Genomic DNA, 17,688 nt, shown 5'->3' on the forward strand with positions numbered 1-17,688 from the left:
CGAGGTTCTGACCTTAACGAGCCTGAACGAGTGCCGAAATTACACCAGAGGCGACGCTGATCATCACGTAGTCATTGTCGGCCCTTACCCACTGGTAACCGCGTGGTGGCGTGCGCAGGTGGTAACGATGATAGTCGCGCACGACATTGCGGCGGTAGCTCGAAGGAAGGGCGTGACCGCGTGACCAGCGGCTGCCATGCTTTACCACGACCTTCTTCTTGACGATGACGTGCTTCTGCTGGTGGCCATAGAGATGGCCCTTGTAATTCTGCTGCTGCGCGAATGCAGCGGGTGCTGCGATCAGGGAGATGGCAAGTGCTACCAGAGCGATCTTTTTCATTCCGTTTCCTCGTCAGTTGCGTGGGGATTAAAAACCACGAGTTGTCTTGGGGACACGCTCTGGTTTTAGGCCCGACGAGATGAATGAAAACTGAATGCCAACCTAAATAATTTGTAATGTTTCAAATGGGTTAGCACTGATTGCTGTTTCGCCCGTGCAATGTCAGCCATACCGGCTGATATTGAGCGGAGAAGCATCGACATCCGGCGATTTGCCTGAGACCAGATCTGCCAAAACCCTGCCGGACCCGCACGACATCGTCCAGCCAAGTGTGCCGTGCCCGGTGTTGAGGTAGAGATTGGAATATTTGGTGACGCCGCCAATGATCGGCGGTCCGTCCGGCGTCATCGGCCGCAATCCCGTCCAGAAAGTCGCTTTGCTGAGGTCGCCGCCGCCAGGGAACAGGTCGCCGACCGAATGGTGCAATGTCGCCCGCCGCGCATCCCGCAAGTTGAGATCATAGCCCGAAATCTCCGCCGTACCGCCCGCACGGATGCGGTCTCCAAGCCGGGTAATTGCGACTTTGTAGGTTTCGTCCATAATGGTGGAGACAGGCGCGGCATCCTTGTCGGCAATCGGGGCGGTGATGGAATAGCCCTTTACCGGGTAAACCGGGATATGCACCCCGACCCGGCGCAGCAGGAAGGGCGAATAGCTGCCGAAGGCCACAACATAAGCGTCCGCCGTCAATTCTTCTGTTTCGGTTGACACGCTGGCAATGCGATTGCTGCTCGTGTTGATGGAGGTAACGGTCGTGTTGAAGCGAAACGTAACGCCGTTCTCCGCACACAGGGCCGCCAGTTTCTCGGTGAACATCTGGCAGTCGCCGGTTTCGTCGCCGGGAAGGCGCAGACCGCCGACGAACTTGCCTTTGACATTGGCAAGCGCTGGCTCGGCCGCCATGCACCCGGCCGGGTCGAGAAGCTCATATGGAACGCCGAATTGCTTTAGCACCTCGATGTCCCCAGCCGTACCGTCATACTGTTTTTGCGTGCGAAAAAGCTGCAGCGTCCCCTGGGTGCGTTCGTCATAGGCAATACTGACCTCCGAACGAAGCGCCTTCAGGCAATCGCGGCTATATTCGGCAAGTGGCACCATGCGCGCCTTGTTGCGGGCATAGCGTGCAGAGGTGCAGTTGCGCAGCATACGCACGAGCCAAAGCGCCATATAGGGATCGAATTTCGGCCGCACGACCAGCGGGCCAAAATGCATAAGCATCCATTTGATTGCTTTGATCGGCACGCCAGGTCCGGCCCACGGGGACGAATAACCGGGTGATATTTCCCCTGCATTGGCAAAGCTTGTTTCCAGCGCTGGTCCAGGCTGCCGGTCGACCACCACGACTTCATGTCCCGCCTGCGCCAGATACCAGGCCGATGTGACACCGACAACGCCACTGCCAAGGACAAGAACTTTCATGATGAGGAGACTCCTTCAGACAATGCGATACCCGTTTGAGAGGGCAGTAGAGATGACTCGCACTGTGTGATGGCGAAATATTTCTTTCCAGACTTTTCTTGGCGATGCGCTGAAATGTCTTGGTTTTTTGCCATTCATCCAGAATTTGGACAAAATAAAAGGCCGGGAAAACCCGACCTTCTCAAATTCATCTCTGCTATCAGTGCCAGTACATCCGTGGTCAAAGACGCGAAGACGAATTATTTTTAGCCAGCCTGAAGCTGATCAGCAGTCATCTTGCCGGACTTGTTGTCACGGACCAGCTCGAAGCTGATCTTCTGACCGTCATTGAGGCTGCGCATGCCAGCGCGCTCAACGGCAGAGATGTGTACGAATACATCTGCTGAACCATCATCTGGTTGAATGAAGCCGAAGCCTTTTGTGGAATTGAACCACTTAACTGTTCCAGTGCTCATGATGAACCCTTTCAATGGAAATATTGTAATACAGGGCACGACGCGCCATGCAGTTTTTAGCTCGATTTTTGAAGAAGGATCTTTCAGAGCGCCTGAAGCGCAAAAAAGTTAGTAACAAACTACCAAATACCGATGGTTGTTACATAGGGCTAAGTGGCTGTTCCGTCAATGCCAAGGTTGAAGAAATAATTCGGAAAACAGAAAAAGCGTCCTTCCTTCGGCACTTTTTATTATGATATATTTTCGCATCATCCCGGTACTGGCGCTGTATAACGCTTCAAATTTGCTCAGCGCAAATCGTTTCGAAAAGGGATCGAACGGTCGAATGTTGCCTTGATGTGCGGTTCCGGGGCGTTATTTGGCTTTGGCGGTACGGCCAGATTTCGCCTTTGTCTTGGCGGCCGCGGGCGGCCTTGCGGCGATCTCCGCCTGCTCTTCGGCTTCCTTGGCAAGACGCAATGCCTTCAGGCGTGCTGTCTTGTTTTCCCATTTCGCAGTTTCATCATTAATGATGGCGGCTGCGGCAGCGGTGGTTGCCAGACTCTTCTGTTCCGAAGGACTTAAAACCCGTTTTGGTCGGACACCAACTTCAGGCATCTGTTTTGGACTATGTTTCATTGCATCTCGCATTGCTGGATTTGCAACCATCGCACGCGCGGCCCTCCAAGTCTATCGTGCAAACTTTTGCTGACCAGGCTTCCAGCCTCGCGCGAGATCCATAGGACATGGCAAGCGAGGCGTATTCAATCTCTCGCAACAGGAACTCCCGTTCGGCTAGAAGGGCGGCAATCGTGGCCCGAACATCGCCCTGATGATAGGCCAGTGCTTCATTGATTTCATCTTCCGGTTGTTTGGATATGGCGTTCATCAGAATCTCCTTCTCAGGAAAGATTGCCACAACCGGGCATATAAGAAAAGGAATTTGTTCCTGTTTTGTTCACATTTCCAGTGGCATCAATCTGAACGCAGATCGATGCCGCCATTGATAGTTACTGAACGCGGAGCAGTTGTTATGGGACGCCAGCGAAGTTAGTCTCGTTTGTCGAAATTGCAGGACGGGCAACGATCCGCATCAAGCCGGGAGGCAGACCATGGGCAAAGTCGTACTCTCTTTTACGATGTCTCTGGACGGCTTTATCGCCGGGCCCAATGTTGGCGAGCAAGAACCGATGGGTGAGGGTGGCGAACAATTGCATCAATGGCTGTTCGACAAGACGTCGGAAGTTGACCAGGAAATGGCGAACGGCATCTTCTCGCGCGTTGGTGCGGTCATCCTCGGCAGGCGCACCTTCGATTTAGGGTTGGAGCACTGGGAGGATACGCCGTTTCCCGCTCCAAGCTTCGTTCTCACCCACGAAACGCGCGAACCAATGCAAATGAAGAGTGCCACGTTTACTTTCACTACCGATGGCGTCGAGAGCGTTGTGGAGCAAGCAAAGGTAGCGGCGGCCGGCAAGGATGTTGTCGTCATGGGGGCAAATGTTGCCCAGCAACTGCTGGAAGCAGGACAGGTAGACGAGATCGTTCTTCAGATTGCGCCCATTCTCCTCGGGCGAGGCATCCGCCTGTTCGATCGTATTGGCAGCCAACAGATCGACTTGAAGCGCACAGCAGTCATCGAGTCGCCGCTGGTCACCCATTTGCACTTCCAGGTACTTTAACAACAAAAGCCCCGGGCGTTGCCGGGGCGATCATTTCGTCAAATGGCAGTTCAGCTCTTCGGCTTGCCCTTTGGCGTTGCGCTCTCCGCCTTCTTCAGCATTGAGCTGAAGGGCACTTCCGCCTTGGCCGCAACCTTTTCCTTTTTTGGTTTTCGTACTTCGCGATTGCTGCGCTGTTGACCCTTGGCCATGATGCTCTCCTACCGATTGAAACAGATTGAACTGGGTGCGTATGAAATCGGCACTTTGGAATGAGATTGGCGGGTCGAGAACCTCTGACGCCGCGAAGAGCCAAGCTTGGCCAAAAGACGATTCAACATTGTTCGCCGTCATTTGCGGTTTTATTGCGGCTCAAGCGTAGCACATCCGGCAAGAGCAATAGACTGGCAACCTGGCGCCAGACTATCGCGGTAAAGCGAATGGTGTTAGAGTGCCGCCACTTGCCGAAAAAACCGACGATTTTCCGCTGGGGTCACCGCCCCACCGCGGTTCTATGGCATTTGGAGGCCCCATGATGTTTATGCACGCAATGACGTTCCTGAAGAAGCTGAAGGCACCCGTTCCCAGACCACAGAAAACAATCGTGAAAACCACGGCGTCGTCTGTTGGGCCACTCGCACGGCGCGTAAACCCGGATAGCGATGGGAAGCTGCGGCGCATGCGGCAGCTTGTCGAGCATAACCGCCTGATCTGACAAACTGCCAAGTCGCGCCGGTGCCGTTTTCACACGGCGCCGGTTTTTGGCCTGATCGTGGAACCAAACGATAGTCAAAGCTTCAGCCAAGCTGTCACACTTCAGTTCTGCGTAAAATCAACGGAGATATGCGCATTCTTCTGCCGCTGCTCACGCCGGTGCAGTCTCAAGGCACCCAGCCTCGCATCTTTGCAGCGGTGAGGCTTGGCCCGACTGGGGAGGGTTTAAGTTGCAGTTGCGCCGCGCCAAGCCCCCGCTGACAGAATTTGGGTCAGCCCAATATAACGCGCGAGGGGACAACTGGTTCCAATAATCTGAGCGGCTTGTGTGGCCTTTTGGGCAAATGCCGATCCGATCAGCCAAATAGCTATTAAAAATATCAAAGCGATCGCAGCCAACAACAAAAGGCCGGTGATCGTAACCGGCTGGTGATCTCGCTCGGACATTCTGTACGTCTCTAAATTGTGTTGAGCGCCTTATACAACTTATGCGCGAATTATCAATAAGAACATGTGTTTGGCCGGGCGATCAAAAGAAGGGGTTGGAGCTCAAATGAAGCAATGGGCCGCGGCGAAAGCTAGCACGGAAATATCTCAAGCCCCACCGCGATAAGTTAATCCCTTGGAGCTATAGGTGTGCGAACGGATCGGAAACAGCGGGAGAATATCGACCGCGGGCGTTCGTATTCTTGCACGTTTCCTATTTTGCCCCGAGCCCTTGGATATTTGGCAAAGCATGTTACATTAACGCTAACGTTAATTACAAAGCGTCCTGCCTGCGTCCTTGATGGTTCGCGCGGCGCTCGAAGGATAAGATTTTGAAAGACCCCGAATCTGGCGTGTCAGACGCGCCGAATGGAGGGGCGTCTGGTGGTAAAGTGCTCAACGGCACTGCAGATTCCGCCAAGAACGGACCCGGGCCACATGGGGATCCTGCTCCGCACAAGCAGGAAAGCCAGTCCGATTCTGAAGGCAGACGCTTCGACAAGAGCCCAAAGAAACGCGCACGCCGTCGCAGGCGAGGCAAGTCGAAACAGATCACTGTTCCGGCAGAGCAGGTGCTTGCCGCAACGCCTGCCGTTGCTGCCGCCGCTGACGCCAGCAACGCGCCGCAACGGACGGGCAAGAAGCGGCGACCCAACAGGTTTCGCCGTCGAGGACGTTCGGGTGTCAAGCCGGCTGACGTTGCACCCGCCGTTTCGGCACTGCCGAGCGGGTCTCTACAACCTCCACGGGAAATGCCTCGGCATGAACCCAAATACATAGGCGCATCGCTTTATGCAGCTCTTGATCTGGGCACCAACAATTGCCGGCTTCTGGTAGCGTCGCCGACGCGTCCCGGACAGTTTCGCGTCGTCGATGCTTTCTCGCAAATCGTTCGTCTCGGTGAAGGTCTCGGTGCTACCGGGCGTCTGAGTGCCAATGCCATGAACCGCGCCATCGAGGCGCTAAAGATCTGCCGCGACAAGCTCGACAATCACGACGTGCGCAAGGCCCGTCTCATTGCTACCGAAGCCTGCCGTCAGGCTGAGAACGGGGCAGAGTTTCTTGCCAGGGTGAAAGACGAGACCGGACTGGAACTGGAGATCATCAATCGCCAGACCGAAGCTCGGCTCGCAGTTTCGGGCTGCGGTACCCTGGTCGAGCGGGAAACCGATGCCGTCGTTTTGTTCGACATAGGCGGTGGTTCTTCCGAGATCGCCCTGATAGATGTTTCCGAACGCCGCTCGCCGCGTCTCGCCGAGCACATCATCGCCTGGACATCGCTGCCGGTGGGAGTGGTGACGCTGGCGGAACGTTTTGGCGGGCGCGATGTGACGACGGATAATTTCGCCGTCATGGTCAATCATGTCGCCGATCTTCTCAATGATTTTTCCGAGCGTCACAAACTCGGCGATCTGGTCAAGAGCCAGAACTTTCACCTGCTCGGCACGTCCGGCACGGTAACGACGCTTGCGGGCATTCATCTTGGGCTCGAGCGCTATGACCGCCGCCGCATCGATGGTATCTGGATGCAGAATGACGATGTTACGGAGATGACCAGCAGGCTCCTGTCCTGGAGTTTTGATGAGCGGGTTGCCAATCCATGCATCGGCGCTGATCGCGCCGACCTCGTTCTCGCCGGTTGCGCCATTCTTGACGCCATCCGCAATGTCTGGCCAAGCCAGAAGTTGCGCGTGGCCGATCGCGGTTTGCGCGAAGGTATTCTAACCGAACTCATGTCGCGCGATGGTGCGTGGCGTAATCGCTGGCACCGCGCCCAAGGGGCGTAAAATCGGAGTGCACATGGCTAAGACAACAACAGGCGGTCGCGGTGGCACCGGCACACGCGGCCTGCACACCAAAATCAAGAAGAAGGCCGGCACGATCAAGGAATCCTCACGCCGCTGGCTGGAGCGTCACATCAACGATCCCTATGTCCAGCGCTCGAAGCAGGATGGCTATAGATCACGTGCGGCCTATAAGCTGATCGAGATCAATGATCGCTACAAAATACTGAAAAAGGGCCAGCGCATTATCGATCTTGGGGCCGCGCCGGGCGGCTGGAGCCAGATTGCCGCCTCGATCGTCGGTTCCCCGGATGATTTTCCGACGGTGGTCGGCATCGACTATTTGCATGTCGATCCCCTGCCGGGGGTAACATTGCTCGAAATGGATTTCCTTGATGATGCGGCGCCTGACAGGCTGATGGAAGCACTTGGCGGAGCGCCTGATATCGTGCTTTCGGATATGGCGGCGCCGACGACCGGCCACCGCCGCACGGATCACATCCGTACGACGCACCTGTGCGAAGTCGCCGCGGATTTTGCTGTTGCCGTTCTGAGCCCCGGTGGACATTTCCTCACCAAGACATTTCAAGGGGGACCGAAAACGAGGTGCTTACCCTGTTGAAGAAGCACTTCAAATCCGTGCATCACGTCAAACCACCCGCATCCCGGGCGGAGTCCGTCGAGCTCTATTTGCTGGCGCGCGACTTCAAGGGTTGACTTACGCTCGAGCCGCGATCTTGGACACAGGCAAAACCGCGCCGTACACTGGAAACGCAAGGTTTGTGCTGCGTCTTATTCGGCCGGCGCTGCAATCTTGATCAGTGGCCGATGCCCCGATACCTCAGCACCTGCGTCCGGGTTCAAGCCTCTGAACGACAGGCAGGCCAGGGCGGACACAGCTGCCACGATAAAGAAGGCGATGTGGAAATCGGAGAGCTGCAGCGGTCCGCCATGGATATTGGTGGAAACCTCGAGAATGCCACCCGCAACCGCAACCCCAAGTGCGATGGAAATCTGCTGGGCGACGGAACTGATGGGGGTTGCCTGGCTGGTCTGCTCGTTCGGAATATCCGCATAGGCGAGGGCATTTGTGCCGGTGAAGAACAGCGAACGGAAGAATCCGCCAGCCAGAAGCAGCAGGATCATCAGCAAGTACGGCGTCTCCGGGGTGAAGAACCCGTTGATGGCGATGAAGCCAGCAGCGACCAGCGATCCGTACATCAGCGAATTGCGGAACCCGGTCTTGCGATAGAACCATGTAGTCACGAGCTTCATGCTCATGGCGCCGAGCGCCGACACAAAGGTGATCATGCCCGACTGGAATGGTGTCATGCCGAAACCGATTTGAAACATTAGAGGCAGCAGGAATGGCACGGCGCCAACACCAATGCGGAACAGGCTGCCGCCGATTATCGCCGCCCTGAACACCTGATTGTTGAACAGATTGAGGGCCAGCAGTGGCTCTGCCGTCCTGCGAGCGTGCAGGAGGTAGAGGATGGCCGATACGATCCCGACGGCAAGCGTCGAGAGGCCCACCCATGAGGGCAAGGCCGGAAGACTGACGACGGACAAGCCGAAGACGATGCCGGAGGCCGCGATGCCGCTGAGGAAAAAACCGGTGACATCGAGCGGCCGCTGGATCAGAGTTTCGACCGCGGGAAGATAGCGTGTGGCAAACCAGATGCCGATCACGCCAATCGGCACATTGATCAGGAAGATCCAGTGCCAGCTGAAATAGGTGGTTAGAAAGCCCCCGACAGGTGGCCCCAGCAGCGGTCCGATAAGGGCAGGCATCGTCAGCCAGGCCATTGCTCCGACCAATTCGCTGCGCGGTGTCGACCGCACCAGAACCAGGCGTCCGACCGGCGTCATCATCGCCCCGCCAACGCCCTGAAAGAAGCGCGATACAACGAATGCAAGCAATGAGTCAGACACAGCGCAGGCGATGGATCCAAGGACGAATACTACAATTGCCGCCCGGAACACGTTTTTCGCACCGAATCGGTCAGCCATCCAGCCGCTGACCGGAATGAAGACGGCGAGGGAAACGAGATAGGCCGTCAGGGCCAGTTTCAATGCGATCGGGCTCGTACCGATATCCGCGGCGATCGCCGGCAGCGACGTCGAGATAACGGTCGAGTCCATTTGCTCCATAAACAGAGCTACGGCAAGCACGAGCGGAACGATGCGATTCACGATGGATTCCAGTTCTCACAGATCAGGAAAACAGGAGGCAGGTCCAGAAGGAGGGACTTGAGTCTGTTGGTGCGAGTTCCGATAGCATTGCAGATGTACTTGCTCAAGCGTCGATCAAACAGAAGTGATCCAGCCGCCGGTTCTTGTGATCGATTTGGAAGGTGCAGACCAGCGACGTCCATGCGGCGCGGTGTAGACTGCGGCAGTATCAATGGCTGCCTCAAGGAGATAATTCATGTCGACATTCGAGATTTCGCGCCGCGACCTTTTCCTTGCTTCCAGTGCGATGGCAGGAGGATTGGTAATACCGCAACTAATGACCACAACTGCCGATGCAGCCGTGCCGCAATCAGATGCCAAGACTCCGGGCTTCAAGCGGTTCAAGCTGGGAGATTTCGAGATCACCACATTGCTTGACGGATTGCGGCCCGGCGATGGCCCGCATCCAACCTTTGGTGCCAACCAGAAGCCCGAGGCGGTCGCCGAACTGATGAAGGCGAACTTTCTGCCAGAAACAAAAATGGTCAATGGTTTTACGCCTGTTCTGGTGAATACGGGGTCTGAACTGGTGCTGTTCGATACCGGGTTTGGCGCCGGCGGCCGCGAAAATGGGCTCGGCCAGTTGGAGGCCAATATGAAGGCTGCCGGATATACACCGGACCAGGTCACAATTGTCGTTATTACGCATATGCACGGCGATCACATTGGCGGTCTCATGAATGGCGAGACGCCAGGCTTTGCCAATGCGCGCTATGTCGCCGGCCAGGTCGAATATGACTACTGGACCGATCCTGCCCGCACGGGAACGCCGGCAGAAAACGGTGCGAAGGGTGTCAGCGCCAAGGTCAAGCCACTCGCTGAAAAAACCACCTTCATCAAGGCTGGTGATTCTGTCGTTTCAGGCATTGCCAGCGAGGCGGCGTATGGTCATACGCCGGGACACATGATTTTCCATATTGAATCGGCCGGGAAACATATTGTCCTGACGGCCGATACAGCCAATCACTATGTCGCTTCGCTGCAGCGTCCCGATTGGGAGGTCGCCTTCGACACCGACAAGCCGATGGGTGCGGCCACGCGCAAAAAAGTATTCGACATGATCGCGACCGACAAAGTGCCTTTCATCGGCTACCATATGCCGTTCCCGGCCGTCGGCTATGTCGAAAAACAGGAGACGGGCTACCGCTTCGTACCGGCTACCTATCAGTTCGATGTTTAGGCAGATCGTGATGTTCGGCGCGCGTGCGTTGGACCGCACGATTCGAGAATCGTCAATATTATGCGCCTCGATAGTCGCAGGCGTGCCAGTAATTGCGTTTACGTCTTTTCAAACCGGCATATCCATGTTACCAGCCCGTGCCAATTCACTTGAACACAACTGACTCGGCGCGCCACCACCGTGGTGCGCCCTTTAGTCGTATCAGCCGTATTGTAAGGAATTGGTCATGGCAAAAATCGTTGAATCCGCGACAGGCGCACTCGCACTGACATTTGATGATGTCCTGCTGCAGCCCGGTCACTCCGAGGTCATGCCCGGCCAGACCGACATCCGCACCCGCATCGCACCCGATATCGAACTCAATCTGCCGCTGCTGTCGGCAGCCATGGACACGGTCACCGAGATCGCGTCTCGCCATCGCCATGGCGCAGGCAGGTGGCATGGGCGTCATTCACCGCAATCTCACACCTGAGCTGCAGGCCGAAGAGGTTCGCCAGGTGAAGAAGTTCGAGATCCGGCATGGTCGTCAATCCCGTCACCATTGGACCGGATGCGACACTGGCCGATGCACAGGCGCTGATGCGTGCCCATGGCATTTCCGGCATTCCGGTCGTTGAGAATGCGGGAGAGGGCAGCCGCAAGCCAGGCCGTCTCGTCGGCATCCTCACCAACCGCGACGTGCGCTTCGCCTCCGATCCCGCTCAGAAAATCTACGAGCTGATGACGCGCGAAAACCTGATCACCGTGCGCGAAAACAATGTTGAGCATGAAGAAGCCAAGCGCCTGTTGCATCAGCACCGTATCGAAAAGCTGCTGGTCGTCGACGATAAGGGCTATTGTGTTGGCCTGATCACTGTCAAGGACATGGAGAAGTCGCAGCTCAACCCGAATGCCGCCAAGGATTCGCAAGGCCGGCTTCGCGTCGCCGCCGCATCCAGCGTCGGCGAGGACGGTTTCGAACGTGCCGAGCGCCTCATTGCCGCTGGCGTCGACGTGCTTGTCATCGATACGGCCCACGGCCATTCCCAGCGCGTTCTGGATGCCGTTACCCGCGCCAAGAAGATGTCCAACGCCGTGCGCATCATCGCCGGCAATGTGGCAACGGCTGCGGGAACGCAGGCGCTCATCGATGCGGGCGCCGACGCGGTCAAGGTCGGCATTGGACCGGGCTCGATCTGCACCACGCGTATCGTCGCCGGTGTCGGCGTCCCGCAGCTGTCCGCCATCATGTCCGCAGTCGAAGCTGCGCATAAGTCGAACGTGCCGGTCATTGCCGATGGCGGTATCAAGTATTCCGGTGATTTCGCCAAAGCGCTCGCTGCCGGTGCGGCTGCTGCCATGGCCGGTTCGGCGCTGGCCGGTACTGAAGAAAGCCCCGGTGAGGTCTATTTGTACCAGGGCCGCTCCTTCAAGGCCTATCGCGGCATGGGCTCTGTTGGCGCCATGGCTCGTGGCTCGGCGGACCGTTATTTCCAGGCCGAAGTGCGTGATGAACTAAAGCTCGTGCCCGAAGGCATCGAAGGTCAGGTTGCCTACAAGGGGCCGGTCTCCGGCGTCCTGCACCAGCTGGCGGGTGGCCTTCGCGCTTCCATGGGATATGTAGGCGCAAAGAATTTGGAAGAATTCCGCGAAAAGGCTACATTCGTGCGCATCACCAATGCTGGCCTGCGCGAGAGCCACACCCATGATGTCACCATCACCCGTGAGAGCCCGAACTATCCGGGCGGCAACTGACAAACAACGCGGAGGGCGCGATGTCTGACACCGCCCTTCGCGATCATTTCTCGACCATGGCCCGCAACAGTGCCTGGTCGAGATCATCGGCTCCTGAGTGCTTGTGAGCAGCTCACCGATGCGGAATTCGCGCAGGAGCGCACCAGTTTCTTCCCATCCATCCAGCTGACCCTCAACCACAATCTTATCGTCGATCACATTTACATGGCCGATATGATCGGCAAGGGCCGCAAGAATATTGGCCTCGCTGGCGATATTCCCTATCCGAAAGCTACGGAACTAAAGCTTGCCCAGACCGAGTTCGACAACAGCCTTATCGGCTTTTGCGATGATCTCGCTCCGGAAGACCTCGACAGGATTATCTCGATCACATGGGGCACCGGCGAGACGTCGCAGGAACCCATCTACCTGGTGCTGTCGCATCTCTTCGTTCACCAGATTCATCATCGCGGGCAGGCACATGCCATGCTGGCGGGGACCAACGTTCCACCGCCGCAGCTCGACGAATTCTTCCTGAACTATGACAAGCCGCGACGGCAGGGTGAGCCATTTACGGAGTAAGGCTCCCAACTCATGGAATGATCTTCCGCTCCCGCAGATCGCTGAACACGCGCAGGAACATCTCTTCCGTATCGACATACTCGTGAAAGCCGGCGCGCCGCAATTTCGTGCCATCGGCAAAGAAATCATAGTTCCAGCCGAAGACGGCATCGCCAAATCCCCAGGATGACACATCGCTGTAGGGCGTATGCATAAGACTGTGCTTGTCGACCATCCTGTTCCACAGCGTCTCCTTGTCGGACATGACGACGGTTAGCGACATGGGAAGCGGCGGGGCGAGCTGCAGATCGAAGAACTTGGCGATCTTTGGCCACATCTCGCTCCAGCGGAAGAGGTCGCCATTATTGATGTTGTAGGCCTGGTTCCCGCATTGCGGGTTCGTCGCGATGAACACTGTCGCCCGCGCCAGCAGTCCTGCGTCGGTCATTTCCAGAAGACTGTCATAGGCGCCGGGTTTTCCGGGAAAGCGCAGCGGAATCCCAAGTTCCTTGGACATCGATGCATATACCGCAATAACAGAAGCGAGGTTCATCGGATTGCCGAGCGCAAAGCCGACAACGACGGACGGGCGCAGCGCCGACCAGGTCCAGGCCTTGCCCTTCTGCGATGCCTCCAGAAAGTCTTGCTGATCGATGTTGAATTCCGGCGGCATGTGGTTGGCATCGGATTCGCGCGCCGGTGTCTTGAACGGACCGAGATGCGCGCCATAGACCTTGTAGCCCTGCATCAGGCTGATGTGCTCCAGACCGGGCGCAATCGGCTCGATTGCATTGACGACATTGACCAGCATGGCGAGGTTGGGCGGCACGAGTTCTGCCCAGCTTGGCCTGTCCTGATAGGCCGCATAGAAGATGTGCGTCGTGTCCGTAAGATCAGCGAGTTTCGCCTTCGCATCTACCGCATCAAGTAGATCGACTGCAATATGCCTGACTTTCCCGGCGGTTTCACCGCCGCGCCGCGACAGGCCAACGACTTCCCAACCTCCGAGCTCAACGAGATGCGTGATGAGATTGCCGCCGATAATGCCATTGGCGCCGACAACAACTGCTTTCTTGGTCATTTCGAAATCTCCGGTTCAAATCACTGAACCAGATATGATCCATCATATATCTTTGCGTAGTAGCGAAGTATTGATATCGTTCATAAGAAATTCTTTGAGGTAATTATGGACAGATTCGCTGCGATGAAGACCTTTCTCCGCGTCGCGGAGCTTGGAACCTTGTCAGCTGCGGCGCGCGAGCTTGGTCTGACCCAGCCGGCCGTCAGCCAGCAGATCGCGGCGCTGGAACGGCACCTCCGTACACGGCTGTTCCACCGCTCGACCCGCCAGCTTGCCCTGACGGAAGGTGGTGAGACCTATTACCAGCATGCACGGCAGATCCTGCAGGCGGTCGACGAGGCGGAAGAAAGCACAGGTGAATTCTCGGCGGGCCTGCGTGGCAAGTTGCGGTTGCATGGACCGGTGGGGTTTGGCCAGATGCACCTTTCGCCCATTGTCATCGAAGTTCCAGCGTCTGCATCCGGAATTGACAATCGAACTTGTTCTCGATGACCGTTTTGCCGATCTGATCGCCGAAGGTGTCGACGTCGCGATCCGCTTCGGCGATCTGAAATCTTCCGATCTCGTCGCCAGAAAACTGGCGACATTCGAGCGTGTTCTCGTCGCCTCGCCGGCCTACCTTGCCGCTCATGGCAATCCGCAGACGCCGCATGATCTCTCGCAGCACCGGCACATCCGGTTTGTCTGGTCGCCGCAGGGCGAGGCAATTCCGCTTGTCGGGCCGGGCGGTCCGGTTACCGTGCCGGTGCGCTCGAGCTTTCTTGCCAACAACGCCTTCGTGCTCAATGAAGCACTCTGCGCTGGCCTTGGCGTCGGCGGCGCGCAGGTGCCCTTGATTAAATCGCTCCTCGACGAGCGCAAGCTGGTACGGGTGCTGCCGGATTATTCCTATGCGCCGATGGAGATTCATGTGGTCTATGCGACTGTTCGATTCATGCCGCGCAAGGTGCGCGCCTTCATCGATCATCTGGCCTCTGGTCTCAAACAGGTGCCGGGCTTGCGCATGGTCCACATCCCTGAAAAGAACGTATAGGCAAGTTCAGGAGGGCATCATGTCGCAAACCGCAATTTTCTGGCCGATGATCGCACTGACGGCCTTGATCTATCTGGTCTATGCACTGGTTCTGCTTCGGCGCAGGAAGGCTGTGACGAGCGGACAAGCTGCCGCGACGTGATTTCAAGCTTCCCCTCAATGAACCGGAAGCCAGTGTCACGGCCATACGGAACCTGATCAATCTTTTTGAATTGCCCATGCTTTTCTACGTGGTCTGCCTGGCGCTCTATGCAGTAAACGGCGCTACCTTGCTTGCGGTTATTGTCGCGTGGTGTTTTGTTGCCATGCGCATCGCCCACACCCTCGTTCATGTCACAACAAACCGGCTCAGATTGCGTCAGCCGATCTTTGCAATCGGTTGTGCCCTCAATGGAATGCTGTGGATCCTCCTGGCGCTGCATATCGCGGTGCCTCCAACAGCCTAGAGCAATTACCCGCCTGTTTCCGGCAACTGCAGCTGCCGATCAGCGCTCAAACTGTCTGAAATGAAAAATAGGAAAGCCGGGGCTCCATGCTCCGGCTTTCTTTTACTGCCGCAGCCATGTATGCGACACTCAAAGAAAAACAAAGGAATGCACATGCGACTTGGTGGACGCCTGCAGGCGGCAATCGAAGTTCTGGACGATATTGAAAACCGCAAGCGGCCGGCCTCCGACGCTTTGAAGGACTGGGGGTTGTCACACCGCTTTGCCGGTGCCGGGGACCGCGCTGTCATTGGCAATATCGTCTATGATGCCCTCAGGCGGAAACTATCGCTGGGCTGGCGCATGGACAGTGACGCCGCGCGGCATATCGCCTTTGGCGTTTTGCTTTCCGATGCGGAACTCAACATTGACGAGGTCGGCACCGCGCTCGATGGCGACAAGTTTGCCCCCGAACCGCTGGAGGCCGGGCGTATGGCCGCATGGCAATCCCGCGACCTCGCTTCTGCACCCGACCATGTCCGCGCCGATGTGCCGGAATGGTGCGTACCGCATTTCCAGGCCATCTTTAACGACAACTGGGTGGAGGAAGCCGCTGCGCTTAGCGACCGGCCGCCCGTCGACCTTCGCGTCAACACGCTGAAGGCTGATCGCGAGAAAGTGCTGAAGGAGCTCGCCCGTGCGGGTGCCAATCCCGCGCCTTTATTGGAAACCGCAGTGCGCGTGCCGCCGCTGCGCGCCATGGGCCGTCATCCCAACGTCCAGGCAGAGCCGGCCTTCCAGCGTGGGCTGTTCGAAGTCCAGGATCTGGGTTCACAACTCGCTGCAAAACTCAGCAACGCCAAGGCTGGCGAACAGGTGCTCGACTATTGCGCCGGGGCTGGAGGCAAAACTCTGGCTCTCGCTGCGGAGATGGGCAACAAGGGCCAGATCCATGCCTATGATGCCGAACGCGCCCGGCTGGCGCCGATCTTCGATCGGCTGAAGCGCGCAGGGGTGCGCAACGCCCAGGCCCACGCCAATGTTGGCGATCTTGCCCCTTTGGAGGGCCAGATGGATCTGGTTCTCGTCGATGCACCTTGCACGGGTTCCGGTACATGGCGGCGCAGGCCCGATGCCAAGTGGCGCCTGAGCGACCAGCAGCTGGAACGCCGCGAGGTGGAACAGCGCGAGGTGCTGGATGCGGCCAAGACCTATGTGAAGGCCGGCGGACGCCTGGTCTATATTACTTGCTCGCTGTTCGCGCCGGAGAATGGCAACCAGGTTGCGGCTTTCCTTGAAGGCAACCCCGAATACAGCGTCCTCGATACGCAACCGCTCTGGGATCAGGCTGTACCTGCAAAGACCGGATTGCAACCCCTGTTCAAGGATGGAACAGCCATTCTTTCACCCTTGTCCACATCCACTGATGGCTTCTTCATTTCAGTTCTCAGACGGGAAAAATAAAGCTACAAATGTGACCGTATCCTTCGCGTGAGAGAGGTCACATGTCCCGTTCCCAGGCGCTTCTATTGTTTCTTGTATTGGTTGTGGGCGGCGGACTTACCATAGGATATCTCACCCTCCCGGGCGAATGGTACGCCGGTCTCGTCAAGCCTTCGTTCAATCCGCCGAACTGGATTTTCGCCCCCGTCTGGACCGTGCTCTATATCCTCATCGCCATTGCCGGTTGGCGAGTCTGGGACCGGGAATTGACAGCACCCCAACAATTCTGGTGGGCGCTGCTTGTACTGAATTTCCTCTGGTCACCCGCCTTCTTCGGGTTCCAGAAGATGGGCCTCGCGCTGGCCGTCATCGTCCTATTGCTTGTCGCGATCGTTGGCTTCATCAGCGTGACCTGGAATTCCGAGCGGGTATCGGCACTGCTGTTTGTGCCCTATCTTCTCTGGGTGGCCTTCGCGACACTACTCAATGCGTCACTCTGGACCCTCAATGCAGGTTGATATGCTCGCTTATTTGACGCCGGTTGCCGGCAAAAAAGTTCTTTTTGCCATGGCTGTCGATGCGGAATATGGTCCGCATCTGCAGCGTCTGTTCACGCCGCTGATCACCGGCGTTGGCCCGGTGGAGGCTGCTGTCAGTGTCTCGGCGACGTTGGCCAGTCTGGCCGCCAACCAATCTCTGCCAGATCTTGTCGTGTCGCTGGGCTCTGCCGGGTCGCGCACTCTGGAACAGGCGGAAATCTATCAGGCGACCTGTGTCTCCTACCGCGACATGGACGCATCGCCGCTTGGCTTCAAGAAAGGGGCAACGCCCTTCCTCGACCTGCCAGTAACAGTCCCGCTACGCCACCGCATTCCGGGCGTAAAGGAAGCGTCGCTGTCAACCGGCGCCAATATCGTTTCCGGCGGGGCCTATGACACGATCGAAGCCGATATGGTCGAGATGGAAACCTTCGCTGTGTTGCGCGCCTGCCAGCGTTTCGAAATTCCGCTCATTGGTCTGCGCGGCATTTCTGACGGATCGGAGGAATTGCGCCATGTCAGCGACTGGACGGAGTATCTGCACGTGATCGATGAAAAGCTGGCACTGGCCGTTGAGGCTATGGGCTCGGCAATTGCGGACAGGGTGTTGATTCTGTGATCCCTACCGCCGTCTTCTGAA

At 57.2% G+C, this 17,688-nt stretch carries 21 protein-coding genes and 2 pseudogenes; 14 read left to right on the forward strand and 9 right to left on the reverse strand.

The features are described from left to right. Positions 1-13: 13 nt before the first annotated feature. The 5 genes from N8E89_RS11495 to N8E89_RS11515 all read right to left on the reverse strand — a co-directional run bounded on the left by N8E89_RS11495 (position 14) and on the right by N8E89_RS11515 (position 3,082). Positions 14-340 carry an RcnB family protein gene (locus tag N8E89_RS11495; protein ID WP_106664309.1) on the reverse strand — a complete coding sequence of 109 codons (327 nt, stop codon included), beginning with the start codon at positions 338-340 and terminating at the stop codon, positions 14-16. Positions 341-502: 162 nt separating this feature from the next. Beyond that, positions 503-1,759: a D-amino acid dehydrogenase gene (locus tag N8E89_RS11500; RefSeq protein WP_106664308.1), complete on the reverse strand. Its 1,257-nt coding sequence runs from the start codon at positions 1,757-1,759 to the stop codon at positions 503-505. 245 nt (positions 1,760-2,004) lie between these two features. After that, positions 2,005-2,214, reverse strand: coding sequence for a cold-shock protein (locus tag N8E89_RS11505; protein WP_091881096.1), 210 nt, complete (start codon positions 2,212-2,214; stop codon positions 2,005-2,007). A gap of 354 nt (positions 2,215-2,568) precedes the next feature. Next, entirely contained in the window at positions 2,569-2,832 is a 264-nt protein-coding gene (locus N8E89_RS11510; protein ID WP_245448763.1) for a hypothetical protein, read from the reverse strand. Next, entirely contained in the window at positions 2,822-3,082 is a 261-nt protein-coding gene (locus N8E89_RS11515; RefSeq protein WP_315975645.1) for a hypothetical protein, read from the reverse strand. Before N8E89_RS11515 ends, N8E89_RS11510 begins: the two co-directional genes overlap by 11 nt. Positions 3,083-3,305: 223 nt before the next feature. Here N8E89_RS11515 and N8E89_RS11520 point away from each other — a divergent pair, with 223 nt between their 5' ends. Then, entirely contained in the window at positions 3,306-3,875 is a 570-nt protein-coding gene (locus N8E89_RS11520; protein WP_106664305.1) for a dihydrofolate reductase family protein, read from the forward strand. Between the two features lie 50 nt (positions 3,876-3,925). On the opposite strand, the gene N8E89_RS11525 is transcribed toward N8E89_RS11520, so the two are convergent. Continuing rightward, complete coding sequence (locus tag N8E89_RS11525; protein WP_170117031.1) at positions 3,926-4,066, reverse strand: hypothetical protein; 141 nt, start codon at positions 4,064-4,066, stop codon at positions 3,926-3,928. Positions 4,067-4,386: 320 nt separating this feature from the next. On the opposite strand from N8E89_RS11525, the gene N8E89_RS11530 reads away from it, so the two are divergent. After that, positions 4,387-4,569 (forward strand): hypothetical protein, encoded by a 183-nt coding sequence (locus N8E89_RS11530; RefSeq protein WP_106664304.1) that lies wholly within the window; start codon positions 4,387-4,389, stop codon positions 4,567-4,569. Positions 4,570-4,793: 224 nt separating this feature from the next. Here N8E89_RS11530 and N8E89_RS11535 read toward each other — a convergent pair whose 3' ends face one another. Further along, positions 4,794-5,015 carry a hypothetical protein gene (locus tag N8E89_RS11535; protein ID WP_146147789.1) on the reverse strand — a complete coding sequence of 74 codons (222 nt, stop codon included), beginning with the start codon at positions 5,013-5,015 and terminating at the stop codon, positions 4,794-4,796. Positions 5,016-5,386: 371 nt separating this feature from the next. On the opposite strand from N8E89_RS11535, the gene N8E89_RS11540 reads away from it, so the two are divergent. Then, a complete protein-coding gene (locus N8E89_RS11540) occupies positions 5,387-6,841 on the forward strand; it encodes a Ppx/GppA phosphatase family protein (protein ID WP_262259938.1) in 1,455 nt (484 codons plus the stop codon). A 13-nt stretch (positions 6,842-6,854) separates the two neighbouring features. Continuing rightward, positions 6,855-7,555 (forward strand): annotated as a pseudogene (locus N8E89_RS11545) (RlmE family RNA methyltransferase). Positions 7,556-7,630: 75 nt separating this feature from the next. Here the strand turns inward: N8E89_RS11545 and N8E89_RS11550 are convergent. Next, positions 7,631-9,034, reverse strand: a complete 1,404-nt coding sequence (locus tag N8E89_RS11550; RefSeq protein ID WP_106664301.1) for a DHA2 family efflux MFS transporter permease subunit — start codon at positions 9,032-9,034, stop codon at positions 7,631-7,633. A 235-nt stretch (positions 9,035-9,269) separates the two neighbouring features. Between N8E89_RS11550 and N8E89_RS11555 the strand changes: the two genes are divergently transcribed. The 3 genes and pseudogenes from N8E89_RS11555 to N8E89_RS11565 all read left to right on the forward strand — a co-directional run bounded on the left by N8E89_RS11555 (position 9,270) and on the right by N8E89_RS11565 (position 12,548). Beyond that, the gene (locus N8E89_RS11555) at positions 9,270-10,253 is read left to right on the forward strand and encodes an MBL fold metallo-hydrolase (protein ID WP_106664300.1); all 984 of its coding nucleotides are present in this window, start codon (positions 9,270-9,272) and stop codon (positions 10,251-10,253) included. 226 nt (positions 10,254-10,479) lie between these two features. Further along, positions 10,480-11,987: pseudogene (gene guaB, locus N8E89_RS11560) on the forward strand (IMP dehydrogenase). A gap of 69 nt (positions 11,988-12,056) precedes the next feature. Then, positions 12,057-12,548, forward strand: coding sequence for a DinB family protein (locus N8E89_RS11565; protein WP_262259939.1), 492 nt, complete (start codon positions 12,057-12,059; stop codon positions 12,546-12,548). Positions 12,549-12,558: 10 nt separating this feature from the next. On the opposite strand, the gene N8E89_RS11570 is transcribed toward N8E89_RS11565, so the two are convergent. Next, positions 12,559-13,608, reverse strand: coding sequence for an SDR family oxidoreductase (locus tag N8E89_RS11570; protein ID WP_113173071.1), 1,050 nt, complete (start codon positions 13,606-13,608; stop codon positions 12,559-12,561). Between the two features lie 105 nt (positions 13,609-13,713). Here N8E89_RS11570 and N8E89_RS11575 point away from each other — a divergent pair, with 105 nt between their 5' ends. The 7 genes from N8E89_RS11575 to N8E89_RS11605 all read left to right on the forward strand — a co-directional run bounded on the left by N8E89_RS11575 (position 13,714) and on the right by N8E89_RS11605 (position 17,667). Continuing rightward, the gene (locus N8E89_RS11575; protein ID WP_262259940.1) at positions 13,714-14,100 is read left to right on the forward strand and encodes a LysR family transcriptional regulator; all 387 of its coding nucleotides are present in this window, start codon (positions 13,714-13,716) and stop codon (positions 14,098-14,100) included. Next, complete coding sequence (locus N8E89_RS11580) at positions 14,075-14,641, forward strand: substrate binding domain-containing protein (RefSeq protein WP_262259941.1); 567 nt, start codon at positions 14,075-14,077, stop codon at positions 14,639-14,641. The genes N8E89_RS11575 and N8E89_RS11580 overlap by 26 nt, the downstream gene beginning before the upstream one ends. 19 nt (positions 14,642-14,660) lie before the next feature. Continuing rightward, positions 14,661-14,783, forward strand: coding sequence for a hypothetical protein (locus tag N8E89_RS11585; protein WP_262259942.1), 123 nt, complete (start codon positions 14,661-14,663; stop codon positions 14,781-14,783). Positions 14,784-14,859: 76 nt separating this feature from the next. After that, positions 14,860-15,087 carry an MAPEG family protein gene (locus N8E89_RS11590; RefSeq protein ID WP_262259943.1) on the forward strand — a complete coding sequence of 76 codons (228 nt, stop codon included), beginning with the start codon at positions 14,860-14,862 and terminating at the stop codon, positions 15,085-15,087. Between the two features lie 153 nt (positions 15,088-15,240). Beyond that, on the forward strand, positions 15,241-16,530 hold the full coding sequence (locus N8E89_RS11595; protein WP_106666350.1) for an RsmB/NOP family class I SAM-dependent RNA methyltransferase: 1,290 nt from the start codon (positions 15,241-15,243) through the stop codon (positions 16,528-16,530). A gap of 41 nt (positions 16,531-16,571) precedes the next feature. After that, positions 16,572-17,027, forward strand: coding sequence for a TspO/MBR family protein (locus N8E89_RS11600; protein WP_262259944.1), 456 nt, complete (start codon positions 16,572-16,574; stop codon positions 17,025-17,027). 1 nt (position 17,028) lies between these two features. Then, positions 17,029-17,667: a 5'-methylthioadenosine/S-adenosylhomocysteine nucleosidase gene (locus N8E89_RS11605; protein WP_106666352.1), complete on the forward strand. Its 639-nt coding sequence runs from the start codon at positions 17,029-17,031 to the stop codon at positions 17,665-17,667. The last annotated feature ends 21 nt before the right edge of the window (positions 17,668-17,688 follow it).

Origin of the sequence: Phyllobacterium sp. A18/5-2 (genome assembly GCF_025452215.1) — a bacterium.
Lineage (GTDB): Bacteria > Pseudomonadota > Alphaproteobacteria > Rhizobiales > Rhizobiaceae > Phyllobacterium > Phyllobacterium sophorae.